At 39.4% G+C, this 24,848-nt stretch carries 19 protein-coding genes and 2 pseudogenes; 19 read left to right on the top strand and 2 right to left on the bottom strand.

Annotation, left to right across the window (positions count from 1 at the left end; translation table 11 throughout):
* The first annotated feature begins 3 nt into the window (after nt 1-3).
* The 16 genes and pseudogenes from pglZ (at nt 4) to C8K15_RS17330 (ending at nt 18,949) form a co-directional block, all read left to right on the top strand.
* Nucleotides 4-2,511 (top strand): BREX-1 system phosphatase PglZ type A, encoded by a 2,508-nt coding sequence (pglZ, locus tag C8K15_RS17255; RefSeq protein WP_108587668.1) that lies wholly within the window; start codon nt 4-6, stop codon nt 2,509-2,511.
* 63 nt (nt 2,512-2,574) lie between these two features.
* A complete protein-coding gene (locus C8K15_RS17260) occupies nt 2,575-5,751 on the top strand; it encodes a DEAD/DEAH box helicase (protein WP_108587669.1) in 3,177 nt (1,058 codons plus the stop codon).
* 1,241 nt (nt 5,752-6,992) lie between these two features.
* Nucleotides 6,993-7,376: pseudogene (locus C8K15_RS17265) on the top strand (DDE-type integrase/transposase/recombinase); the annotation flags it as partial.
* Between the two features lie 409 nt (nt 7,377-7,785).
* Entirely contained in the window at nt 7,786-8,511 is a 726-nt protein-coding gene (locus C8K15_RS17270; protein WP_108587671.1) for a GntR family transcriptional regulator, read from the top strand.
* Nucleotides 8,512-8,658: 147 nt separating this feature from the next.
* Nucleotides 8,659-9,081: a phosphonate C-P lyase system protein PhnG gene (gene phnG / locus C8K15_RS17275; RefSeq protein WP_108587672.1), complete on the top strand. Its 423-nt coding sequence runs from the start codon at nt 8,659-8,661 to the stop codon at nt 9,079-9,081.
* 37 nt (nt 9,082-9,118) lie between these two features.
* A complete protein-coding gene (phnH, locus tag C8K15_RS17280) occupies nt 9,119-9,715 on the top strand; it encodes a phosphonate C-P lyase system protein PhnH (RefSeq protein ID WP_108587673.1) in 597 nt (198 codons plus the stop codon).
* Nucleotides 9,716-10,831 (top strand): carbon-phosphorus lyase complex subunit PhnI, encoded by a 1,116-nt coding sequence (locus tag C8K15_RS17285; protein ID WP_108587674.1) that lies wholly within the window; start codon nt 9,716-9,718, stop codon nt 10,829-10,831.
* The gene (locus C8K15_RS17290; RefSeq protein WP_108587675.1) at nt 10,821-11,699 is read left to right on the top strand and encodes an alpha-D-ribose 1-methylphosphonate 5-phosphate C-P-lyase PhnJ; all 879 of its coding nucleotides are present in this window, start codon (nt 10,821-10,823) and stop codon (nt 11,697-11,699) included. The genes C8K15_RS17285 and C8K15_RS17290 overlap by 11 nt, the downstream gene beginning before the upstream one ends.
* Entirely contained in the window at nt 11,692-12,531 is an 840-nt protein-coding gene (locus C8K15_RS17295) for an ATP-binding cassette domain-containing protein (RefSeq protein WP_108587676.1), read from the top strand. The genes C8K15_RS17290 and C8K15_RS17295 overlap by 8 nt, the downstream gene beginning before the upstream one ends.
* Nucleotides 12,532-12,545: 14 nt before the next feature.
* Nucleotides 12,546-13,727 (top strand): phosphonate metabolism protein PhnM, encoded by a 1,182-nt coding sequence (gene phnM / locus C8K15_RS17300; protein ID WP_108587677.1) that lies wholly within the window; start codon nt 12,546-12,548, stop codon nt 13,725-13,727.
* A 20-nt stretch (nt 13,728-13,747) separates the two neighbouring features.
* Entirely contained in the window at nt 13,748-14,470 is a 723-nt protein-coding gene (phnL, locus tag C8K15_RS17305) for a phosphonate C-P lyase system protein PhnL (RefSeq protein ID WP_108587678.1), read from the top strand.
* On the top strand, nt 14,460-15,287 hold the full coding sequence (locus C8K15_RS17310; RefSeq protein ID WP_108587679.1) for a PHP domain-containing protein: 828 nt from the start codon (nt 14,460-14,462) through the stop codon (nt 15,285-15,287). Before phnL ends, C8K15_RS17310 begins: the two co-directional genes overlap by 11 nt.
* Before the next feature lie 103 nt (nt 15,288-15,390).
* Nucleotides 15,391-16,431, top strand: coding sequence for a PhnD/SsuA/transferrin family substrate-binding protein (locus tag C8K15_RS17315; protein ID WP_108587680.1), 1,041 nt, complete (start codon nt 15,391-15,393; stop codon nt 16,429-16,431).
* A 94-nt stretch (nt 16,432-16,525) separates the two neighbouring features.
* Nucleotides 16,526-17,299 (top strand): phosphonate ABC transporter ATP-binding protein, encoded by a 774-nt coding sequence (gene phnC / locus C8K15_RS17320; protein ID WP_108587681.1) that lies wholly within the window; start codon nt 16,526-16,528, stop codon nt 17,297-17,299.
* A gap of 13 nt (nt 17,300-17,312) precedes the next feature.
* Nucleotides 17,313-18,101: a phosphonate ABC transporter, permease protein PhnE gene (gene phnE / locus C8K15_RS17325; RefSeq protein WP_108587682.1), complete on the top strand. Its 789-nt coding sequence runs from the start codon at nt 17,313-17,315 to the stop codon at nt 18,099-18,101.
* Nucleotides 18,101-18,949 (top strand): ABC transporter permease subunit, encoded by an 849-nt coding sequence (locus C8K15_RS17330; RefSeq protein ID WP_108587683.1) that lies wholly within the window; start codon nt 18,101-18,103, stop codon nt 18,947-18,949. The genes phnE and C8K15_RS17330 overlap by 1 nt, the downstream gene beginning before the upstream one ends.
* A gap of 179 nt (nt 18,950-19,128) precedes the next feature.
* Here the strand turns inward: C8K15_RS17330 and C8K15_RS21220 are convergent, their stop codons facing one another.
* Entirely contained in the window at nt 19,129-19,263 is a 135-nt protein-coding gene (locus C8K15_RS21220; protein ID WP_255421143.1) for a hypothetical protein, read from the bottom strand.
* A 191-nt stretch (nt 19,264-19,454) separates the two neighbouring features.
* Between C8K15_RS21220 and C8K15_RS17335 the strand changes: the two are divergent.
* Nucleotides 19,455-19,850: pseudogene (locus C8K15_RS17335) on the top strand (ATP-binding cassette domain-containing protein); the annotation flags it as partial.
* A 153-nt stretch (nt 19,851-20,003) separates the two neighbouring features.
* On the opposite strand, the gene C8K15_RS17340 reads toward C8K15_RS17335, so the two are convergent.
* The gene (locus tag C8K15_RS17340; RefSeq protein ID WP_108587684.1) at nt 20,004-21,659 is read right to left on the bottom strand and encodes a PucR family transcriptional regulator; all 1,656 of its coding nucleotides are present in this window, start codon (nt 21,657-21,659) and stop codon (nt 20,004-20,006) included.
* A 150-nt stretch (nt 21,660-21,809) separates the two neighbouring features.
* On the opposite strand from C8K15_RS17340, the gene C8K15_RS17345 reads away from it, so the two are divergent.
* Entirely contained in the window at nt 21,810-23,279 is a 1,470-nt protein-coding gene (locus C8K15_RS17345) for a CoA-acylating methylmalonate-semialdehyde dehydrogenase (protein WP_108587685.1), read from the top strand.
* Between the two features lie 21 nt (nt 23,280-23,300).
* On the top strand, nt 23,301-24,662 hold the full coding sequence (locus tag C8K15_RS17350) for an aspartate aminotransferase family protein (protein WP_108587686.1): 1,362 nt from the start codon (nt 23,301-23,303) through the stop codon (nt 24,660-24,662).
* The last annotated feature ends 186 nt before the right edge of the window (nt 24,663-24,848 follow it).

Genomic DNA, 24,848 nt, shown 5'->3' on the forward strand with positions numbered 1-24,848 from the left:
AAAATGGATGCTATAGAAATGGTTCTCGAACGGATTCGTGAAGAAAAAAATAAGAAAGAACGCGCAGTTGTTTTTTGGTATGACTCTTCTGGACAAGAAACTTTAGCGTCTTTAGAGAAATCATTAGCCGAAGAACAAGTAATTGTACGCGAGTTAACCGATAATAACTTTTTTAAGATGAAAATTGAAATAGAGATAGAACATCCAGATGAGTCATATTTGTTGTATGCTCCATTTTCAAGGCCATCAGATGAAGAAAACTTTTTATTAGATATCCTTTTGTATGGAACGGAATTCAAGGCTGACCAGATCGCCATATGGGCAGAACAGTTAACCGTAAAAGATGTTATTTTACGTTCTATCGTTAATCGTTATCCGAACTTTTTTAATAGTAAGGAACGGAGAGAGAAGCTAAAGAAAGTAATCTCTCATTCTCCAAAAGAAGAAGAGATTGAATACGGAATTCTTGCGGTGCTAACAAACGCTCCTGTGGCGAATATTTCTCTTGTTACAAAACATTTATTGCTTTCAGGCCTCGAAGAAAACAGTAATGACGTTTATAAAAAAATAAATAAATTATTCTCCACTAATCGCATGTGGGAATTGTTAGGGCAGTATTTTGGGTTGCGTCTATCAGAAGAACAGCGGAAATTACGATATCTAATTGAACACCTGCTGTATTCTCACTTTTCTAGAGACTCAACACTTGAGATTAAATCATTAGGTGATAAGTATCCTACTTTCCGTGCAAATATTTGTGCATTGTTTATTGATGACTGGTTTCGTAGTAAGACAGATGAAGTTGAAATACTAGAGACCTACATAAAAGAAATGGAAAATGAAATTAATCTCCGCTATCACTTACAGGAAAAGTCTGTAGTACAGTTTGACAAAGTGTTCACATTTCCAATAATTGACCTACTACTTATTGAAAAGCTGACTGAGGAATTACAGCATAAGACAACTGATTTGGTAGCTTCGAAGGAAAGAATTTCCTTACGTTTAAGTACTTACTGGGGAAGCAAACCTAAAATAGCCGGACTTTATCGTACACTATTCGAAGCAGTTCGCTTAACTGAATACAAGACATATTTAAACCAATATGATACCCGTCAGGAGTTATACGATCAATATGCTACGAATCTTTATTTAATTGATCAATCCTATCGTCGTTTTATGCATTCTTATACTGGACTTGAACAAAGAGAACTTATGGAGCCATTAGCTGAACTCCTTACTAATTGGTATGAGAATATTTATTTACGAAAGTTAGCTGATGAAACTAATTTTATTCTTTCGAATGTCCAACATTCAAAAGTCCCTATGCAAAAGGGATTCTTTAAGAATACGATTCAGCCGATTTTAGAGAAGGAGTCGACTAGAGTATTCGTAATAATTTCGGACGCACTCCGCTATGAGGTTGGAAATGAACTTACAGAGAGGTTAAACGGACGGATTAATGGAGAAGCAAGTGTATCCTCTATGCTAGCGAGCTTACCAACGTATACACAGTTAGGCATGTCCTCTTTACTTCCACATCGTACTTTGACTGTAGCTGAAAACAAAGTAGTCTATGCCGATGGAGAACCTACAAACGGAATTGCTAACCGAACGAAAATTTTACAAAAAGCCCATCCTGATGCGGTAGCTTACCGTTTAGACGAATTTTCTGATTGGTCCCGCTTAGTGTCTGAAGAAAAATTTAAAGGTAAACGTCTTGTTTATCTTTATCATGATGTAATTGATGCTACTGGGGACTCGAGAAAATCGGAGCGTGAAACATACTCCGCTGCTGAAAAAGCGATAACTGACTTAGAATTAGCCGTTGATCGTTTGTCACGATTACAGGCAAAAAGGATCTTAATAACAGCTGATCACGGATTCTTATTCCAATATCCGAAAGTAGAAGCTGATGTAAAGATTGAAGCAGTAAAAGGGACAGTTATCGATAGTAATCGTCGATTTGCGATTGGTAAAGAACTTCAGGTTCCAGATGGAGCGGTCAAGTTAAATGAAGGTCAATCACCATTAATTGATACAGAAGTCGTAATAGCAAAAGGACTTAACCGTTTTATAGGTGGCGGTGGATTACAATTCATTCATGGAGGCGCGATGCCTCAAGAGGTTATTGTCCCGCTTATTGATTATCGCCGTACTGAGCGTGCTGAATTAGTGGATATTAGTGTAGCTATGTTAGACAAGGTAATTACGAATTATCGTATTCCTGTTACTTTTTATCAAGAAGAAAGTATTTCAAGTGATTACTTACCTCGTCAAATCAAAGCGGCTTTTTATATAGAAAATGAACGTGTTTCGAACGAAGGTGTCTTTACATTTAACTTAACAGGAGAAAACCATCAGCGGTCGGAGCAACTAATCTTTACACTATCAGAAACATATTACTTAATGGGTCAAGTATGTACCTTGAAAATAGAAACCGTATTGGATAAGAAAAATGAGTTTTATAAAGAAGAAATATTTACAATTCGTATGTATGAAGCATTGTACTAATGGATTGAAACCTGCCTTGTTAACAAGCTTGGCAGGTTTTTTAGGATATAGGGGGCTTTAAAGATGTTAAAAATTGGCGAAATAATTAAAGGCCCATTTTGGCCAGAAATTGTTGAAATAAAGAATTGTGAGTTAATCGATGACGGACTTTACTTGGTTGAGTCTATCGGTCGACAAACGAATAAGTACTACGACAGTTACTTAGAACAGTATCAACTGGACCAATTAGAAAAAATCCAACAAGAAGATGCCCATTTTAATCCGGAGCGGCTGCAACATTATTTACAATATCACGTATTAAAGACGGACGAGCGTTACTCACAATCGAGGGCTAGAGGCAATAAAAAGATTATTCCGTTACCACATCAAATCGAAGCAGTCTATAGCCGCATGCTGCAATCACCACAGGTACGTTACTTGTTAGCGGATGATCCGGGAGCGGGTAAAACCATTATGTCTGGAATGCTCATTCGTGAACTGTTAGCTAGACAAAGTGCAGAGCGGATTCTCATCCTAGTTCCTCCCCTTGTGCTTAAACAATGGCAGGAGGAATTAAAAGAAAAGTTTGGTGAGGATTTCACAATTGTTACTCGTACTCTTTTAAACAGCTCCAACGAAGTTAACCCTTTCGAATCATATGATAAAATAATTGCTTCTGTTTACTGGGCATCACGAGAAGAAATTAAATCCCTGATAATAAAATCCCATTTCGATCTTGTCATTGTGGATGAGGCTCATAAAATGGCTGCATATACTCATGGTGTAAAGAAGAAAAGGATTCAGCGTACAAAAATGTACCAACTTGGTGAAGCGTTATTAAGACATACTGAACACTGTTTATTATTAACGGCAACTCCGCATAAAGGGGATAAAGAAAATTTCCGTCATTTAATGAGTCTAGTAGATCATGATATTTTCTCTCGTTTAAACAGCGGAGAGTCTATGTATGAAAAGAGTAATCCGTTTATTATACGGCGCTTGAAGGAAACAATGGTCAATTTTGACGGAACACCGCTCTTTCCTAAGCGGACAACAAAAACTCTTTCATTTGAACTAAGTATAGAAGAACAAGAACTGTATGAAGAGGTTACTGAATATGTTCGGGAACACTTTAACCGGGCCAAACAGAATAACAAGCCAAATGTAGCATTTGCGATGATGATTCTCCAGCGGAGGTTAAGCTCTTCATTAGATGCTATATACCTGTCACTTGTACGTAGAAAAGAGCGGCTTGAGAATCTTCTATATAATCAGCAACAAATCCAACAAATAGATATAGATGATTTTGAGGATATTGCTGCGGACGATCAAGAAGAGTTGGAATTGCAATTAGAAGGTGAAACAGAAACACTTGATTTAGTTGAGCTACAGCTCGAAATTGATGTTCTAAGCAACTTAATTGATAAAGCGGGTAGCATCCGTCAACAAGATGTAGAACGTAAATATATAGAGCTTGAAGGGACCCTTTTTGGACCTAATGGCTTGTTAGCAAAAGGCGAAAAGATATTAATTTTCACTGAATCGAAAGATACGCTCCACTATTTAGAGAACAAATTGCTTGCTCATGTGCCGGAAGTAGCAAAGATTATAGGTAATTTCTCAATGGATCAGCGACGTATAGAGGTTGAAAAGTTTCGAAATGACTTACAAGTGATGCTTGCTACCGATGCTGGTGGAGAATCGATAAACCTTCAGTTCTGTAATCAAATGATTAACTATGATATTCCTTGGAATCCAAATAGGCTTGAACAGAGGATGGGGCGTATTCACCGTATTGGTCAGAAAAACGAGGTATTTGTTTTTAACTTAGTTGCATCGAATACGCGAGAAGGTGATGTGTTAGTTCGTCTTCTTGAGAAGATGGAGCAGATGCGAAATGATTTAGGACAAGAGTCGGTTTATGATTTTATTGGGGAAGTTTTAAAGGAACAAGGCGTTGATCTTTCAGATTTGATGGAGCAGGCAATTAGTGGACGTGAGCATTTGGATGATTTAGTTGCTCGAATGGAAAAAACGCTATCAGAAGAACACGAACGTTTACTCAATATGGCGAAGCAGGAGAGAATGGACGAACAAAGCTTTGACCTGCCGGGGATGCGAAGAGCCTACCAAGAACTTTCTATAAATAGCTTGCCTTCAAGAGTGTATGGAGAATTTGTGGTCAATCAGTTTGAAGATACAAGAGTTCGTCTCCATATATCTAGTGACGGAGCGGTAGGACGTATTGATCGTTTACCTAAAAATTACCGTGAATTGGCCAAAAAGCGCCGTTTCCTATTAAAAGCAGATGAATCCATACGTTTTGCGCTAAAGCCACAGAAAGAGTCAGAGGAAACCCCATTATTACAAAATGACCATCCATTGTTTAAACTAGCATTAGAACTGGGTGGATCTGAGACTCAACAAGTAGCCATTCCTAACTGTCATGTAAAGGCAAATGTAAGTGAACAAATTGCAGTTGAATTAAATCAAGTAAGTATTGTGGACGGGACAGGCAGGGAGTTAGAACGCTCTCTCATGCTACTTGGAAAACGTGAATCAGGGGAATGGATTCAGGTCGACCCATATTGCCTATTTAATAATTCAATTGAGGTTATCGACACAAACAGTGACGAAGATACTTCATTCAAGAGAGAAGCCATTATGCAAGCTCGGAAGCTATTACAAGGCGTGCAAATGAAGAGAGATGATTACGTAAATAAAAAGAGTGTTTATTTACGGAAATCATTTGATGAACAAATGTTGACCCTTCAAGATCGTATTCTAAATTATGAACAGAACAATTTTGAAAACAAAAACAGTGCTTTAATAAATCAAACATATACGCAAATCGAGGATTTAGAAGAACGTAGTCGTGAGCGGTTAGATGATATCGAAAGAGAACGAAGCATTCAATTACAACCAATTAAGCGGATTGTTCAACTAACATTAGAACCTACAGATCAAATTACGGGTCGAGTAGTTCCAGATGATATGTTCCAGATGGTAAAAGAATACGAGTATCAAAACGGAAGACTCAACGTAATAAAAAGAAAAGCATTTGGTCTTGTTGACTTTACGAGTGAAGGTGTAACAGATGAAACCCGATTTATTATCGTCACGGATTCTTTGTCCGATCTTTTAAGTACTATTTGTTACGATGATTATTTGGGGATTGAAACGTATGTTTATATTTATGTTGTTGATAATGGGGAAGTAAGAGAAGAATTACAATTTGAGAAAATGAATAAACTAATTTAAGTTATTATAATCGATGAACAAACTCCTAGTTAATTCACAATGCTAGGAGATTTGTTTTTTCGAATTCACATTTATTTATTATACTAGAAGAATATCTTGAAAAAGATGATATAACTAGTCATTAATTGGTAATTAGTCCTTGTTTTCATTTTTATAATGATTAATTTCTAAAGGTCATTGACATCAGTATGAATTGGAATTGCTGTTAAGATTTACATTCAAATAACCGTGACTACTTTTTTTATTATTCTATTTAAGGATTTGAACAGTAAGAATGTAAAAGCCTTAATTCTCGAGGGATTCCAAGTAGTATTCCTTCCTATTAATAACGTTGAGTGATGGGCGGCATGATGTGATATAAGCACTATTTGTTTAGGGATATACATGATCCAAATTAGATAGAAACGTACCGAAAAAAATTGTGCAATATCCTGCAATACAGAAAAAAGAAAAAAGCCCAAAAACCCTGTGTTAACAAGGATTTTAAGGCTTTTAATACTACAATTTGCAGAGTATCACGATTAACGTGAGTAGGACTCAATAGATCAAACCTTATACGGAAACAGCAATAAAAAAGATCCATAAAGGCTGGGTAAAATAACCCCGTTAAAAGCCATTATCCTGAGTGGAAATATTACTAATCAAATCCAGCGAAAACGCTTGTATACCGCGCTTTAATAAGCTTGAATGCACTTTCGTTAAACATGTTACAAAGGAAAAGACTCATGGGTGACATGATGCTCTAATTAAGAACAAGTAAGGATGTACTAAAGTTTAGTTTCAATTCAGTTAATTGGAGAAACTACTACCACGAGTGACCAACAAATGTTACCACGAAGTTACCACGAATTAATAATTCCTTATAGTTTTTCATAGTACTTATTATAATAAAACCCCTGTTTTAATAGACTCAAAACGCTCCATTACTTCCTATTTAGTATAGAAACATAATCAGAACATCTGTACACCCATGGGAACGCGAACAATATTTGAAAATGTATTAAGCTTGATATAACTGTGTTTAAAGGGTGTTTTGTTGGGGTGTAGGAGTCCAATAACTTTGTTGGTATCGAATCTACCCCCATTTCACCCCGAAAAAAGTCTAAAATAATTATTTGAAAACATCGTTCAGTCGTGAGTTGACTTGTTCGATGTTTTTCTTTTTCATTTTTTTAGATACGTGAGAGTATACATCGGCTGTAATTTGATAACTACGATGCCCCAATTGTTTCTGAATGTATTTAATATCGGGCGTTTTTTTGGGGGAAAAGGGACAAGCAGAACGGCAATGGCTAACGATTATTTTGGATGAGTACAGTCGAGCAGTTGCTGGATATTTTTTAACCTTTCAAGCACCATCTACCATTCAAACGGCTTTAGCCCTGCCAAGCGATTTGGCGAAAGAGCCATCCAGATTGGACCATCTGTGGTATCCTTTTTTTACGGACCATGGCAGTGATTTTACATCGAATCATTTAGAGCAAGTAGCCATTGATTTGAAAATCAACCTTGTATTCTCTGCTGTAGGTGTCCCAAGAGGCAGAGGGAAAATTGAACGCTTCTTTTTAACGATCAATCAATTGCTTTTACAGGACTTGTCCGGATACTTGAACACCAAAACAACTGAACCTCTCCTCTCACTAAATGACCTAGAAAAGGTGCAGTCAGGAAAATGCGGTTTTACAACGTTAAACTGTTCCAGGTAGTAAAAATTGTCGACTTAGCAACGATAAGTGTTTTGAGACAAGTTATACGAGGCACTAACAAGCCTTGTTTCACGTAATATTGACCCCCATCTCAACAGATTAGACCCTATTGATACAATCCTCACAGACCTTGATATAACAGTATTTGTATCCTTAACGTTGTAAATTGTAAAAAACCTGACGCTACCCCCTTATGGTATTTAGTGGTTTATTATTATGAATCATATTATTATGGTATTTTGAATGTAGCGAGAGTAGAGACATTTACATATAAGTGTGTAAACTTTCGTGATTGTTTGCTCCAGAGGCACCAATAAATTGAAGGGAGATGCTTTTTATTTCAGCAGATAAGGAAACTCAAATCGTTGATGATATCATGCATCAAATCGTTTCAAAGACGTTCAAATACGGGGAGAAACTTCCTTCTGAAAATGAACTTGCAGAAAAATACCGGGTACCAAGAATGACGGTAAGGAATGCACTTACCAAGTTAGATGAACGGGGATACATTTATTCGAAGCAAGGTAAGGGGCGTTATTTAAAAGAAGAATCGATTCAAATTCACTTGAATCTGACTGGTAAAACGAGCTTTACAGATAAGATGAAGCAATCAGGATACGATTTAAAAACACATAATATATACTGCGAAAAAATTCGTTTCAGCGAACAAATATATCAAAGTTTAAACGCTAAAGAAGACGATGATGTTTATAAAATTGGAAGATTGCGTTATATCAATGATGAGCCGATAGCAATACATAATTCTTTTGTAAGTGTAGCGATGTTACCTGAAATCATGGAAGACGGTCCTGAAATAGAGTCGATGTTTGCCTATTACCGAAAGCTCGGTTACTCGAAATTTTCGAGTAGAAAAAGCATGTTAAGTATAACGTTCCCTACTTCCTACGAGCAGCAATTGTTATCCTGCAAAAGCATGGTACCCCTCATTGTTGTGGAAAGTGATTGCATAGATGTAACCTCGGGAAAAGTACTGGAACATACGAAAATATTGTACCGCAGCGATAAGTTTAAATATGATTTAACGATGGATTAACGAACGAACAGGTAAAGGGTCAAAACTCCTTTACCTGTTTTTTATTTGTCGGATTGTAAAGAAGGTTTACAATTTCTTAACGGTTATGTAAAACACTAGAACTTGGCGACAAGTTACGATGGTTTTGTAAAGGAGGATGCATCGAATATGAAAAGACGCAGAAGAACCGAGATTCTCATTCAAGGTGATTGCAGTTTGGCTCGAAGCTTTGCAAAAACGATTGTCGATAGTTATGAGTGTCGAGAAATTGTTGCTCCACAATATGGATTAACAATGATTAAGATGCGTGAATCTGCAAAGAATTCCTTATTCTATATCGGGGAAGTCCTCGTGACTGAAGCAAAAGTAGAAATTGAGAAACGTATCGGTATCGGCATTGTTGTAGGTATGCAAGATGAACTTGCCAAACATTTAGCAATTATTGATGCAGCCTATAAAGCTAACTTACCGGAAACCGCAGGATGGAAAGCGGAGCTGATAGAAGAGGAACACAATATTATAAAACAGCGAGCGAAAGAGCAAGCGGAACTTTTTGAAACGAAAGTCCGTTTTGAAACAATGGAAGTTTAAGACAATGCAAACAAACTAAATTAACAGGAGAGATAGTATGGCTATTGATCAAGTACATGATTTGCAGCAGGTTTATAGAAAAATATTGCATAGTATGTCGCGACCAGGCACAATTTCGTCCATCCAAAAAAATGTTGAAAGTGTAGATTACAATCTTCCTTGTTATGACGCAACACTGCTGAGTGCGATGACACTACTGGATGCGGAGGTTACATTCCATATCCTTTCAGACAATCAGCATGACTTAATAGAAAAAATTTCAGATTATACATTAGCTAGATTTGCCCCGATTGACAAAGCGGACTTTGTCATTGTGTTGCGTGAAGATACAGAAGCAACAATCCAACAGGCGTTAGAACAATGTAAAGATGGCAATCTTATTGATCCCCAGCAATCATCAACATGGATTATTGAAAGTTCACTTCTATCAAATAATGGTGAACTGACTTTAACCGGACCGGGGGTTCAACACACAGCACAGCTTCATACGAGCTTTAGCACAGCTCTATGGCAAGCCAGAAATGAACGGACAAAGGAATATCCGATAGGTATTGATTTGATCTTTGCAGATGAAGCATCACAAATTGTCTGCGTTCCTAGGACAACCTCAGTAAAACTTATGGGGGTGAACTAAATGGGGTATGTTCCGGTAAAAGGCGGTACTGAGGCAATTGAAGCTTCTATAAAAAGATTAAAGTACGAACGTTTAAAAGGCCAAGAAATAATTGCGATCAATACGATCAGGTCTACCATGCGAGGCATGGTAGACCAAGTGATGTCTGAAAGCAGCTTGTATTCACCTTACCTGGCAGCATTGTCTATTAAGCAAGCGGAAGGAAGCATGGAAGAAGCCGTTTTCTTGATGCGTGCGCATCGTTCCACATTACCGCGTAATTATTATAGTCAGACAGTTGAAGCAGAAACCATGCTGGTCGAGCGACGCATTTCAGCAAGTTTCAAAGATATTCCAGGAGGACAGTTGTTAGGTCCGACATACGACTACACTCATAGATTACTGGATTTTAACCTGATAGAAGAAAACCCAACAGAAAATCAGCAATGGCTACAAAATTATAAGCAAGAATTACAACATATCGAACCCTTCAAAGAATTAAAGTACTTCCCAAAAGTAGTAGAGCATTTACGTGAAGAAGGCTTGTTTGAAGTATACGAGGCGGACAATACACCTCCAATAGATATTACAAAACAAAATTTGGATTTCCCGACAAGCCGCAGTGCTAGATTGCAAGTATTGACACGCGGACAAACAGGGGCTGTCACATCTCTAGGATATGCCTCGTTAAGAGGATACGGGCAAGTCCATCCGACAGTCGGTGAAGTACGAGTAGGTTCTGTACCTATTTACGTAGAGCATCCAAACGAAGTTGAGCATGGCGCTGAAGATGAGTTCTATATCGGAGAAATAAAAGTGACTGAAGTGGAATCTTTTGTTCCAGTAAAAGTGAAAAATGAAAATAACGAAGATGAACTGGAGTTTGAAATCGGTTATGGCATTTGTTATGGCCAAAACGAAACGAAAGCGATTGCGATGAGTATCTTGGACCAATGTCTGGAGCATACAAATTCCGATTTTCCAACGCATGATGAAGAATTCGTATTGTTGCACATTGATTCTGTTGAATCTACTGGCTTCATTTCCCATTTAAAATTACCGCATTATGTAACATTCCAATCAAAATTGGACAGTATCCGTCAAGTGAAGAAAGGAGTGCAGAAAAATGAAAGCTGAGACGCATTTTGCATTCTTTGACGAAGGTTCAAAAAAAGAAATTCGTCGTGCCATCATGAAAGCTGTAGCAATACCAGGCTATCAAGTGCCATTTGCTTCGAGAGAAATGCCAATTGCTCGCGGATGGGGAACAGGTGGATTGCAAATCACCCTTTCTATTATAGGTAAGTCCGATGTACTGAAAGTCATTGATCAAGGCGCAGACGAGTCCGTTAATGCTGTCAGCATCAAAAAACTAGTTCATGAAACCACGGGCGTTGAACTTACAGATCGCACGGAAGATGCGGACATTATTCAATCAAGACACCGGATACCGGAAATTGCTTTAACAAAAGAACAAATTATTGTCTTGCAAGTTCCGACGCCAGAACCACTTCGTGGAGTGGAAGCAAGAGAATATATAACGAAAAGAATGCATTCAGAATATGACTATAGTGGTGCGTGGTTAATATTATTCGAACAGATTATGAAATATGGGAAAACTGCGACTGCTGCGGATCACCCTGTATACGTTAATCATCGTTATGTAATGGCACCTAGTCCGATTCCAAGATTTGATAACCCGAAAATACACCAATCTGATGCCTTAATCCTGCTCGGTGCAGGAAGGGAAAAGAAAATCTATGCCGTTCCACCTTATACAAATGTAGAGTCACTGGCATTTGATGATTATCCATTTACAGTGGAATCGTTTGAAGGTATGCATTGTCACTTATGCAGCGGGGCGGATGTATTTCTGGATGAACTGATTGATCACACAACCGGAGAAACGATCTATCAATGCAACGATACTAGTTACTGTATGGAACGGATGAACGAGAACGTGAATGAGAAAGAGAAAGCTGAGGTGGAAGGCAGCTATGCATGAGGAACCGGTATTGCAAGTAAGGAACTTACGGAAGCAATTTGGTCCGGGTTGCCGTGAATGTGGACAAATGGATAATCGGCAATTAGAGAAAAACTACTGTACAAACTGCGGAACCGTATATGCTTGCCAAGATATTTCATTGGATTTATATCCAGGAGAAATTTTAGGAATTGTCGGGGAAAGCGGAAGTGGTAAATCCACGCTGATGCAATGTTTGTATTTCGATGCAGAGGTCTCATCTGGCGAAGCATATATTAAAGACCCAAAACTCGAAGGCAAGAATGTTTTCGACTTATCGTCACAGCAAAAACGTTACATCCGCAATCATAGTTATGGCATGGTTTATCAAAATCCGGTGCATGGGTTGAAAATGAACTTTTCTTCTGTCGGGAATATTGCAGAAAAACAGATTGCAGCTGGCAACCGCAATGTAGCTGATATGGAAGCTACGAGCAAAAAGCTGTTAGAAAGTGTACATATCCCCTTACATCGCATGAAAGAAGAGCCCCAGAATTTTTCTGGAGGGATGCAGCAGCGGGTTCAAATTGCTAAGGCGCTGTCCAATAATCCGCCAGTTTTGTTTTTGGATGAAGTAACAACCGGATTGGATTTGTCGGTACAAGCAAATGTTTTGGATTTAATAAAAACCATTCAAAGAGAATTAGGTATCAGCATGCTCGTTGTGTCTCATGATTTGGCAGTTATTCGAATGCTCGCAGACCGTACTGTTGTCATGCTGAATGGCGCAATCATTGAAGAAGGTTTAACTGATCAGATCTTGGAAGATCCACAACATGAGTATACGCAGCAATTAGTCTACTCATTATTATAGGAGGAACGGCCACTGTGTACATTATTCATAATGGAAAAATCATAACAGAAGAAGCAATACTTGATGGATACGCTGTTGTTATTGAAGGAGAAACTATTCAAGAGATTATTCCTCAAAAAGATATAGTACATTTCGGGGATGCACAGTTGATCGATGCGCGGGGTGGGTACATTTCCCCTGGGTTTATTGATATCCATTCCGATTATATCGAAACTATTGCCTCCCCTCGTCCGACTAGCATGATGGATTTCAACATCAGCTTAAGAGAGGCAGAAAAAATATTAATTAGTCATGGGATAACGACGATGTTCCATTCCCTTTCTTTTTACCGAGAAGATGTTTTTACGCACAAACCAATGAGAAATCCGCAGAATATCCAGCGTATGGTAGATGCCATTGACGCTACCCATCATGAGCTACATCTCATTCGCCACCGTTTACATGCACGTTTTGAAATTGACAATATTGATGAAGTTGATCGTCTTGTTAAAAATATCGAAGACGACAAAGTGCATTTGCTATCATTTATGGACCATACACCAGGACAAGGGCAATATCGTAACTTGGAAGTCTACCGGGAAACATTAAAAGGATACCGCAATATCTCGGATGACGCTGTGAACGTAATAATTGCGGAACGTCAGAGTACAGAGTTTTTAACGATAGAAAAAATCAAAGAAGTGGCTGACATCGCTTTAGCTAAAGGCATTGCGATAGCTTCGCACGACGATGACAACATGAAAAAATTGGATCTAGTGAAAACATTTGGAACTACAATCAGTGAATTCCCCATCACGCTTGATGTGGCACTAAAAGCAAAGGAGCTTGGTTTATATACAATTGCTGGAGCTCCAAATGTGCTGCTTGGTGGTTCTCACTCCGGAAATTTATCAGCTGCGGAAGCCATTGGACACGATTGTGTGGATATTCTTTGCAGTGACTATTATCCGGCAGCACTATTGCATGCCATATTCGATCTGCATGATAAACACGGCAATGATTTACACAAAATGTTTATGATGGTCACCCTTAATCCAGCAAAAGCAGTACGCATGGATGATGAATTGGGTTCGATAAAAGTAGGGAAGAAGGCCGACATCCTTGTTATTGAAAGAATGGATGACGGGTACCCGATGCTGACTGCAACAATGGTAAATGGTGCGTTGATCACCACGACTAATTACCGAACGAAATAGTAGACCGAGGAGGCAGTGAGATGGCGATGCTGGAAATAACTGATTTTGGCAAGCGATTTACTATTCATCATTTAAGCAAAACGATGCCCGCAGTTGAACATATAAATTTCACATTGGATGCAGGGGAATTTATTGGCATTGTAGGTAAAAGCGGCAGCGGGAAATCCACCATTCTGAAAAGTATTTACCGTACGTATCTTCCGGATACAGGAAAGCTACTTTACGACTCAGGCCGATTTGGAATCATTGATTTGGCAAAAGTGACGGAAAGACAAATGCTGTATTTGCGCAAATATGAAATTGGCTATGTGTCACAGTTTTTGAATGTGATGCCGAGAACAACCTGCAGGCAGCTCGTGACAAATGCATTGCTAGAAATGGGTGAGTCAGAGGAAGTTGCACGAGTGGAAACAGAAAGAGCACTAACTCATTTTGAACTCGATTCGAAGTTATGGGACAGCTATCCCAATACATTTTCTGGCGGTGAAAAATTACGCTTGAATATCGCTATGGCGACAGTGAAAAAACCACGGTTATTATTACTTGATGAACCTACTGCAAGTTTGGATCAACAATCGAAAGAGAAAGTCCGTCAAATCATCGAGAAATTGAAAAACACTGGGACAACATTGGTTGGCATTTTCCATGATATCGAATTCATGGAAGGACTTTGCGACAAGGTGTTCGATATGCAGACAAGGCAGCTAACAACCGCAAAAGAAACAGCTGTTTATGAGAGCTGATTTGCATGTCCATAGTCGCTACTCAGATGGTTCTGATTGTGCTGAAGCGGTGATTAAGCAGGCTCGTGATAATGGAGTGACTCAACTTAGTTTTGTTGATCATGATACTGTCGAAGGATTAGTTGAACTTAATATGCTCGGTGAAAAATATGGAATTGAACTTGTTCCGGGGATTGAAATTTCAGCGTATGACTTTAAGAGAGACCGTAAAGTACATCTGCTCGGGTATAATTTCCATTCAAATGCAGTGCACATGAAGTCTATATGCGAGCCACTGCTAAAACGGAGACAGGAACATTCACTGTGGCAAATCGAGAAGATTCAAGCCGCAGGATATGAGTTGGATTTAGAAGCGATTATCGAACATGCGAAGCCGTCCAAGACGATTTACAAACAACATATTATGAAGTCTTTGACGGAAGCAGCCTATACTTCACCTGATTATAAGCGATTATATAACAGCTTGTTTAAAGGAGATGGCGTTGCTTCAGGGGATATTCGCTACATCGATGCATTCGATGCGGTCTGGGCGATTAAAGCAGACGGGGGAGTTGCTGTCGTGGCTCATCCAGGTCAGCTTGATTCCTATGACATTATTCCGGAACTTGTTGAAGTCGGATTAAGCGGAATTGAACGGAATCATATGGATCATACAGTGGAGGACCATCATCGGGTTGAAGCTTTTGCAGAAAAATATAACCTAGTGATGACGGGCGGATCAGATTATCACGGTTCATTTGGAGCGGCGGTTAAAGTCGGGGACATTGTAAGCCCCTCCAACCTCCGGAAAGTTGTAAACAACGTTAAGAGTCTATGATAATCGTGTAAATATACACTCTGCGTATAGGATATATGATTCAATGAAACTGATTAAATACCTTGCACTGCCATTCTACTTAGCGAAAAGGGGAGTAAAAATAATGAAGAAAAATTTGTCTGTGATCACAATGTCTTTAGTAGCAGCTTTAATGTTGTCTGCGTGTTCGGAAGGAACTGCAGGGGCAGGAAAAACAGAAGTGGATGATGTTATCAAAATCGTTTGGTATCCCAATGAATCCGGTACAGACATGAAATCTTCACGTGAAGAAATTGGCAGAGTTATTACAGAAGCTACAGGTAAAGATGTAGAGCATCAGTTAACGACTGATTATGCAATCGCTATCGAAACATTAGTAAACAACAATGCAGATCTAGCATTTATGGGAGCACAAGGTTATATCGAAGCGAAGGAAGGCAACGAAGTAATCAAACCTTTAGTTGTTCCTACTGGCGCTTCAGGTACCTTAGATGACGCAATGTATCACAGCTGGTTAGCTGTAAATGTGGACGATCAAGAAAATTTCAAGATGGACGACGAATTTTCACTCGATACGATTGAAGGGAAAAAGATGTCATTCGTATCAAACAGCTCAACATCAGGGTTTGTTGTACCAGCATCAACGATTATCGGACACTATGCGGAAAAGTCAGGCTTTGAAGATTTAAGTCAGGAAGATTTAATGGAAGGCGGAACCCTTTTCTCTCAAGTATTATTCGGTAATTCTCATCAAGGTTCTGCGGTTAATTTATTGAGTGGAACTGCGGAGGTTGCTGCATTCTGTGACACATGTGTTGAAAACTATGTGGAAGTTGTTGAAGGCGATACAAACAAGGTAGGTTCAGTCTATAAAGTTAAAGAGGATGCAGCTGAGCCTTTTAACACGGTGACTGGCAGTGAATTTACATTGATGGGTGTAACTCCAGTATTAAACGCACCATTCGTTGCTAATACAGATGTTCTGGGACAAGAAGATTATGATCTCCTGCAAGAATTATTCACTTCAGATGACATTGCAAATAATGAAAAAATCTTTGTCCCGAAAGATTCAGGAGAGTCAGGATTGTTCTTCAAATCAGACCAGGAAAGATTTTCATTAGTGGAAGACGCATGGTTCGATCCAATCCGTGAGCTATCAAACTAATAGAATCAACTGCCAAAGTGAAAAATTAGAGCATGCATTTCTTAACATGCATGCTTTAAGTTTGTAAATATGCTAAAAAAGGAGCCGATAAACATTGTCCTTATTAACAGTTGAAGAACTCGGTAAAACATACAATTCGGGAACGAAAGTATTAAAAAACGTTAGTTTTAAGGTGGAGGCTGGAGAATTCGTTTCAATCATTGGTCCATCTGGTGCTGGGAAATCTACACTCTTGCGCTGCATCAATCGAATGGTTGAAATCGATGAAGGTAAAGTTCATTTTGATCATTTCGACGTAGGTAATTTGAATAAAAAGGATTTGCGATTATTACGCACGAACATAGGCATGATCTTTCAGCATTATAACCTAGTACCACGTTTATCCGTTATTGAAAATGTACTGCACGGGCGTCTTGGTTATAAAACAACGCTCCAAGGTGTATTAGGGAAATTTACGGAATTGGAGAAAGAACGTGCATTTTTCCTGCTAAAGAAATTAGGCATAGAAGAACATGCGTATAAACGTTGCGATCAGTTAAGTGGGGGGCAGCAGCAACGCGTTGGTATTGCGCGTTCGCTTATCCAGGAGCCGAAAATCATTTTGTGTGATGAGCCGATTGCTTCGCTTGATCCGAACGCTTCTAAAGTTATAATGGACCATTTAAAATCCATTACGTTGGAGCTCAATATTACTTGCATCGTAAACTTGCATCAAGTAGAAATTGCACGTAGCTATTCAGATAGGATTATTGGTTTGAAAAAAGGTGAAGTCGTATTTGATGGACCGAGTCACAGGCTTACGACTGATAATATTGACATTATTTATGGGACAGAGAATAGAGAGACTAGAGAGTTAATTACGGTGTGAGGAGCAAAACCAAATGAATGAAAAAGTGATGCGAAACCAACGTAAAAAGCAGACGATAATTTTTTCTGTCATTATTATCGTATTGACGTATTTATCAGCAAACATAACAGGCTTTAATATCCTTCATGGAATTGCCACATTACCCGAAGCGATCGTATGGATTTTTTCCAATTTGTATATTACACAGGAATCACTCGAAAAATTACCGACGATATTGGAAAAATTAATTGAGACCATCCTGATGTCCATTGCTGCTACTACTACAGCGACAGTTGTCTCTATCTTTTTGGGCTTAATGGGATCTAAAACCACAGGAACAAACGGTGTAATGGGTGTCTTTGCCCGTTTTATCGCGTCTGTTTCAAGGAATATTCCAGTGGTTGCATGGGCTTTAATTTTGTTGCTTTCTTTTGGACAAAATTCAGTGACAGGGTATCTAGCATTATTCGTCGGTTCCGTCGGATTCTTAACTAGAGCGTTTATAGAATCCATAGATGAAGCAAGCCTGAGCGCAGTTGAAGCATTAAGAGCTACGGGTGCTACATACTTTCAAATTGTCTATAAAGCGGTCATTCCTCAATGTTTGCCACAGATGATTAGTTGGATATTGTTTATGATTGAAACGAATATTAGAAATGCAACATTAGTAGGAATCTTAACAGGTACAGGAATTGGATTCTCATTCGATTTGTATTACAAAACGCTTAACTATAACGCTGTCGCACTTGTTACATTTAGTATCGTCATCGCCGTGATAATGATCGAACTTATTTCAAACCATATTCGGAAGGTGATTCTATAATGGAAGCAACAACGTACATAAAAAGGACACATGATGGCCGAATCACTATTAAATCAGGCAACAAAGTGGAACGCGTGATGAGCGGGACGCTGACGGTACTTACTGCACTCACGATCATGGCCTTTATCTTCTTCGACTATACGGGGCTGGATTTAGGGGAAGCTTTTCCTGCCACCGTTTATAACTTGAAAACGATGTTCCTGGAACCTACTCTTAGTCATTTTAGTTGGGGAGAAGCTTTCTACCAAGTCGGCATTACGCTCGGTTTAGCTTTTCTGGCAACGATTCTAGGTGCAGTCATTGCATTTTTTTTAGCCTTGATGGCAGCAACTAACCTTTCTAAAGAATGGGTATCAAAAACGATTCGAATCGTGGTTGCCTTTATACGTGCTGTTCCTACCGTGTTATGGGTGTTAATCTTTGCGATTGCAGCTGGTTTAGGAAGTGAAGCAGCGGTCCTCGGGATGCTATTCCACTCGATTGCCTATTTAGTGAAAGCATTTTCAGAGTCTTTTGAGGAAGTTGATCAGGGAATACTAGAGGCGCTGCGTGCAACCGGGGCCAATTGGTGGCATATAGTGACACATGCAGTCTTGCCGTCGACCTTCACTTATTTGTTATCTTGGACTTTCCTACGGTTTGAAATCAACTTTGCCGTAGCAGTTGCAATGGGAGCAGCAGCTGGTGCAGGTGGGATCGGATTTGAACTCTTCATGGCATCAGGTTTTTACTTCGATTTGAGAGAAGTTGGATTCATCACCTATATGATCCTTGTTCTAGCGATTGTTTTAGAAATCATGTCAACCCGTTTAAAAAATCGTTACTTTCCAGATTCTTCGGCTAATTAAGAAGGTTGAATAGATTTGGGAGAACATGGTCGATAAGTGTAATATGAAAATCAACAAGGGCTTTTCCGGTTAAAAAGGAAAGCCCTTTTTTCTTATCCTTGTAATCCTCATATCCATTTTATTCGTGTTATAGATCCTCTAGGAATAACGGGATATGGTCTTATTAGAGACCATCTAAATCAACCAATCCCTCGTATCGATTTACCCGTACGGACGGGCTCATATTTTCCTTTAGGTAAGACAACAGTCACAGTTGAAGCTGCAGAAACAGCTAGTGGTCGAGTTATTGACAAAGCTGACTTTATTGCAAGCATTACTCCTGGACGAGATATCCCTTGTGGACTACCAGTTTATTTTACAGTAGACCTAGCAGAACTAAGAATGAAGATAAATGAGGGTATTAACGGCCAATTAATGAACAGGGAATACATAAGAAAATTAGAGGATATGAGTGTTCATTATGGGCAGGATAACCTAATTGTAAGTCAACGTTTCAGAGCGTGTTTCTCGCACGGCGCATGCCGATCATTTCATTTGGACACTTCCAGATGGTTATGAAACAATCTTAAATGAAGAAGGTTTGAACATCTCACAAGGACAAAAGCAGCTTCTGACAATTGCTCGAAGGTTCTAGCAGATCCACCGATTATGATTTTGGATGAAGCACATCGAGTGTGGACACGCGCACCGAAATCTTTATTCAACAGGAGATGAATCGATTGATGGAAGTACGTACTAGCTTTGTTATTGCTCATCGTCTCTCAACCATTAACTATGCCGATTTAATTCTTGTGATGAATCAAGGAAGAGTGATTGAGTAAGGAACACATTCAGATTAGAGGAAAATGGTTTCTACGTAGATTTTTATAACAGTCAGTTCTCTGAAAAAGTAGCTGGATAAATAGTAAGAGGCTCATTTCTAACTTGAAATGAGCCTCTTTTAATTTTTTGTGGGATACCGGATGTTACACATTGTTAATCGAATGCATGATAGGACAAAATCATCGGCGTTGCACATTGAACGGGATGGATGAAATATAAAACTAGTTTTCTTCTAGTGAGCAATACCGGTTTTACTCTCTATAGGATACTTATCTTTCAAAAGCTGGTAACCCATTATGGCGACTTCAAGCGCGAGACGATTTGATGGAGCCATGAAACCTTCCCCAAGAAGCGTTTCTAGTTTTTCAAGTCGGTGGTACAATGTTTGCCTAACAATGAATAGGCGATCTGCGGTATCTTTTTTCGAACCGCGGCATTCAAGATATACACGGAGTGTTTCAAGGAGATTGCTCTCCATCTTCCGATCGTAGTCGAATATGGTTGCCAAGCAATCTTGAATGTATCTTTCAAGGTAGTCGCTTTTCTTTAATAATAGAAGAAGTCTATAAATTCCCAAGTCTTCATAGAAATTTGATTCAGCTATTTCAGATTTATGAAGGTTTAGAACTTTACCCGCTTCTTCATACCCTCTGTTAATATCTGGAATATCTTTGTAAACCATACTTACTCCGAAAATACATCTGCTACCATCAATGAAGCTGTTATCCTTCATTTCACTAATTCTTTGTATGACTTGTGAAAATCGATCAATCTCATTTTTTAGGTGTTCGGTGGAGATGAAAGAAGCAATGATTGAAATTTCATTTTTGTTAGATGAAACTGCGGGAAAAAAGCCGAATCGTTTAAAGATGGATCGAAGCATCATCGATCTTTGTAGTTTTATTTCCTCCCAATCTTCCTCACCGAAGTTTTTCTCTGGTATATCTATTTGAATTACAAAGATTCTGAAATACATATTACGACTTGTGGGTGGCAAGTAAATTTGGATATCGTCCTGTTCAAAATCTCTCCCATTCATTAAATTTCTGACGAATTCATCTTCCTTGTTCTGTTTGCGTTCTTCAATTGTTCGATTTCGTAAAAAAACCTGTGCGACGGCAACTGCAGCACGGTCTAATACGAGGAAGGAAAATTCATTGGGCAGTGGGTGCTTCACTTGTAAGCACAAATGTCCACAAATATGACCGAGTCCTATGACAGGCATTAGGGCGAATGTTTCATCATCGAGCGTAATTAGTTTCTGATCCGTATTGACCAACGGAGACCTCTCTATATAGTCCCGTATGGATATTTCCAATTCCCTAATATCAGCTGGGTAATAGTAAGGTTTCGCATCATCGGTTATGAATAAGACACTCTGTCGAAAAAATTGATGCAATTCTTGTAGGATTTTTAAAATGCCGTTGGGAGTAAGGGATAGCGCATTGAATTTCCTTGACAGTGTGTCGAGCTGTGAAAGCATTTGGTGATGTTTATTAATAATAAAGGTGTGAAGATCTTGGGTTATATCGACAAATTTGACAGTCTTCTCAAATATAATTATTGGGAAATTTTTTTTGTTTGCTAATATGATGATTTCAGAAGGGATTTCTTTAAAATAAGAGCCCATTTCTATACAAATACACGCAACGTCTTTTTCAATTAGTTTCTTAACATACTTTAGTTGGGTCGGAAGATCGAGTTGTAGACCGACTCCTGTTGTAAGAATCATCTCTCCACCGTTTATTAACGAATCGAATTCTTTTATTTCTAAGACGTGTGACCATTTAACTTGCCGGTTCAACCCATCTTTTCCTGCAACGACCTTCGCTGCCTTGAAGGAATCCCGGGAAAGGACATCACGAACAGTTAGTTTAATTTCTATCATATTCAGGGTTACCTCCACAACGTTAAAATAAAAGTGTTATAAATTTACATAATGTAAAATGACAATAGTCTGAATAATTTGTAAAGTATACTATGAAGTCTATCGGAAATAGCGTTAACTAGCAAGTGAACTAAAATAGGAGGAATGAAAATGAGTGTAATAGCAATAGGAAAGAAAACACTTTCAAATTTTATTAATGGACAATGGGTAAAATCAACTACGGATAAATATGAAGAAGTACCGAACCCTGCGACAGGAGAAATCCTAGCAGAAGTCCCAATGTCAACATTAGAAGATTTGGACAAAGCGGTTGATGCGGCGAAAAAAGCATTTAAATCTTGGAAAAAGGTGGCAGTTCCTCAACGTTCCCGGATTCTATTCAAATATCAGCAATTGTTAATTGAACACTGGGAGGAGCTTGCAAAGCTTATTACAGTGGAAAACGGTAAAAACTACAATGAAGCTTACGGTGAAGTGCTGCGCGGAATCGAGTGTGTCGAGTTCGCAGCAGGAGCCCCGTCATTAATGATGGGCAGTCAGCTTCCGGACATTGCAACAAATATTGAATCGGGCATGTATCGCTATCCAATAGGGGTTATCGGAGGAATTACACCGTTCAACTTCCCGATGATGGTACCTTGCTGGATGTTCCCTCTGGCAATTGCGAGTGGAAATACCTTCATTCTTAAACCGTCGGAGCGGACCCCACTTCTAGCCAATCGTCTTGCAGAGTTGCTGCAGGAAGCGGGTCTGCCGAAAGGTGTGTTCAACGTTGTGCACGGTGCACATGATATTGTAAATGGTATTTTGAACCATCCAGATATTCCAGCGGTATCGTTCGTGGGCTCACAGCCAGTGGCAGAGTACGTGTATAAAACAGGTACTGCGAACGGTAAGAGAGTTCAAGCACTATCGGGTGCAAAAAACCACACGATTGTCATGCCGGATGCGGATATGGATTTATCGGTCACGAATATAATTAACGCTGCTTTCGGATCTGCAGGGGAACGATGCATGGCATGTGCAGTTGTCGTTGCAGTTGGCGACATTGCGGATGAATTGGTTGAAAGATTAGTAGATGAGTCGAACAAGCTTACAATCGGTAATGGGTTGGAAGAAGGGATTTTCCTTGGACCGGTTATTAGAGATTCGCATAAAGATAAGACGCTCAGCTATATTGAGTCAGGCATTGAAGAAGGGGCAAAACTTTTGCGTGACGGACGAAAAGACAAGTCACATTCTGAAGGTGGATATTTCGTAGGACCGACAATATTTGATCATGTAACACAAGAAATGAAAATATGGAAAGAAGAGATTTTCTCACCTGTACTTTCCGTTGTCAGAGTTGACACATTAGACGAAGCAATCGAGTTTGCTAACAAATCAGAGTTCGCAAATGGAGCTTGTCTATTTACGGACAGCGCGAGGTCAATTCGTCAGTTCAGGGAGGAAATCGATGCGGGTATGCTGGGCGTGAACCTTGGAGTACCAGCACCAATGGCATTCTTCCCGTTCTCCGGGTACAAAAAATCATTCTATGGGGACTTGCATACAAATGGTCGCGATGGAATCGAGTTTTACACACGTAAGAAAATGTTAACAGCACGGCATTCATATTAAGTAGGAAAGGGAGATGAGGAAATGACAACAACTAAAGAGGAAATGAAATCATTGGTTGAAAAGGATAGAGACAACGTTTGGCATCATATTTCCGCTTACAACGATAAAAATCCACCGATGGTCGTAAAGAGTGGAGAAGGAGCATGGATTACTGATCATAATGGCAATCGTTATCTTGATGCTATGTCCGGACTCTGGTGTGTGAACGTAGGGTACGGGCGTGATGAGTTGGCAGAAGTAGCATATGAACAAATGAAAAAAATAGCATATGTTCCGATGACGCAAAGCCACGAGCCTGCAATCTTGCTTGCCGAAAAGTTGAATGAAATGCTCGGTGATGATTATAAGATTTTTTATTCGAACTCAGGATCCGACGCGAATGAAGTTGCGTTCAAACTTGCTCGTCAATATCATCAGCAAAATGGGGAGCCGTCACGCTACAAATTTATCTCGCGATACCGTGCGTACCATGGAAATTCAATGGGTGCATTGGCTGCGACAGGGCAAGCTGTCCGCAAATTTAAATATGAACCGCTTGCGCCGGGCTTCCTCCACATTGCACCTCCGGATAATTACCGTAGACCAGCAGGGCAGTCAGTCGAAGAACACAATATACAACGTGCTCAAGAGTTTGAGGAAAAAATCATTTGGGAGCAGAAAGATACGATTGCCGGCATCATTATGGAACCGCTTATTACGGGGGGAGGCATCCTCATTCCGCATCCGGTTTATCTCGAAAAAGTACAAGAAATTTGTAATCGCCATGGCGTATTGCTCATTATCGACGAAGTCATTTGCGGATTCGGACGAACAGGGAAAGCATTCGGCCATCAGCATTTCAATTTGAAGCCGGACATCATTACGATGGCAAAAGGGTTGACTAGTGCCTATTTACCGTTGTCGGTTACGGCTATCCGCAAAGATATTTATGAAAAATTTGATACGGGAGAGGAAAACAGCCATTTCCGTCATATCAATACATTTGGTGGGAACCCAGCTGCTTGTGCTGTTGCGTTGAAAAATCTTGAAATCATAGAGAAAGAAAACCTCGTCGAACAGTCAGCTGAGCTTGGTAAGCGTCTCCAAAAAGAGTTGGCGAGCTTGAAAGACCATCCGTATGTTGGCGATATCCGAGGTCTCGGTTTCCTATTAGGTATCGAACTTGTTGAAAACAAAGAAACAAAAATGCCTGCCTCCAATGCGCGTGTCGCAAAGATTATCGGAGAATGTAAGGGGAACGGCCTCATCATCGGGCGGAATGGCGATACTGTTGCTGGCTATAACAATATTCTGACACTGAGCCCGCCGCTATCGTGCACGGATGAAGACCTCGATTTCATTATTTCGGTCATAAAAAAAGTCTTTAGAGAAAACGCCGCTTAAGGTAGTTTGAGGTATTTTACACTTCTCAGCAGTTAATTGTATGAAGTCAGTCTTTTTACGAATAAAACATGTAAATGCCCCTGTACAATACGAGGCCACTGAAAAAGTCTATATTGTTTAAATTAAGCGAGCCTTTCTTCGATTTTTATCGAGGAAGGGCTCGCTTTTTTTGTTGTATAATAAGTG

It is taken from the genome of Paenisporosarcina sp. OV554 (assembly GCF_003058165.1).
In the GTDB taxonomy this organism is placed as follows: domain Bacteria; phylum Bacillota; class Bacilli; order Bacillales_A; family Planococcaceae; genus Paenisporosarcina.

Bases quoted from the DNA above. Each gene is read 5' to 3' on its own strand.
- pglZ (WP_108587668.1), top strand. From the start codon at position 4: ATGGATGCTATAGAAATGGTTCTCGAACGGATTCGTGAAGAAAAAAAT.
- C8K15_RS17260 (WP_108587669.1), top strand. From the start codon at position 2,575: ATGTTAAAAATTGGCGAAATAATTAAAGGCCCATTTTGGCCAGAAATT.
- C8K15_RS17270 (WP_108587671.1), top strand. From the start codon at position 7,786: ATGCTTTTTATTTCAGCAGATAAGGAAACTCAAATCGTTGATGATATC.
- phnG (WP_108587672.1), top strand. From the start codon at position 8,659: ATGAAAAGACGCAGAAGAACCGAGATTCTCATTCAAGGTGATTGCAGT.
- phnH (WP_108587673.1), top strand. From the start codon at position 9,119: ATGGCTATTGATCAAGTACATGATTTGCAGCAGGTTTATAGAAAAATA.
- C8K15_RS17285 (WP_108587674.1), top strand. From the start codon at position 9,716: ATGGGGTATGTTCCGGTAAAAGGCGGTACTGAGGCAATTGAAGCTTCT.
- C8K15_RS17290 (WP_108587675.1), top strand. From the start codon at position 10,821: ATGAAAGCTGAGACGCATTTTGCATTCTTTGACGAAGGTTCAAAAAAA.
- C8K15_RS17295 (WP_108587676.1), top strand. From the start codon at position 11,692: ATGCATGAGGAACCGGTATTGCAAGTAAGGAACTTACGGAAGCAATTT.
- phnL (WP_108587678.1), top strand. From the start codon at position 13,748: ATGGCGATGCTGGAAATAACTGATTTTGGCAAGCGATTTACTATTCAT.
- C8K15_RS17310 (WP_108587679.1), top strand. From the start codon at position 14,460: ATGAGAGCTGATTTGCATGTCCATAGTCGCTACTCAGATGGTTCTGAT.
- C8K15_RS17315 (WP_108587680.1), top strand. From the start codon at position 15,391: ATGAAGAAAAATTTGTCTGTGATCACAATGTCTTTAGTAGCAGCTTTA.
- phnE (WP_108587682.1), top strand. From the start codon at position 17,313: ATGAATGAAAAAGTGATGCGAAACCAACGTAAAAAGCAGACGATAATT.
- C8K15_RS17330 (WP_108587683.1), top strand. From the start codon at position 18,101: ATGGAAGCAACAACGTACATAAAAAGGACACATGATGGCCGAATCACT.
- C8K15_RS21220 (WP_255421143.1), bottom strand. From the start codon at position 19,263: ATGCTTGCAATAAAGTCAGCTTTGTCAATAACTCGACCACTAGCTGTT.
- C8K15_RS17340 (WP_108587684.1), bottom strand. From the start codon at position 21,659: ATGATAGAAATTAAACTAACTGTTCGTGATGTCCTTTCCCGGGATTCC.
- C8K15_RS17345 (WP_108587685.1), top strand. From the start codon at position 21,810: ATGAGTGTAATAGCAATAGGAAAGAAAACACTTTCAAATTTTATTAAT.
- C8K15_RS17350 (WP_108587686.1), top strand. From the start codon at position 23,301: ATGACAACAACTAAAGAGGAAATGAAATCATTGGTTGAAAAGGATAGA.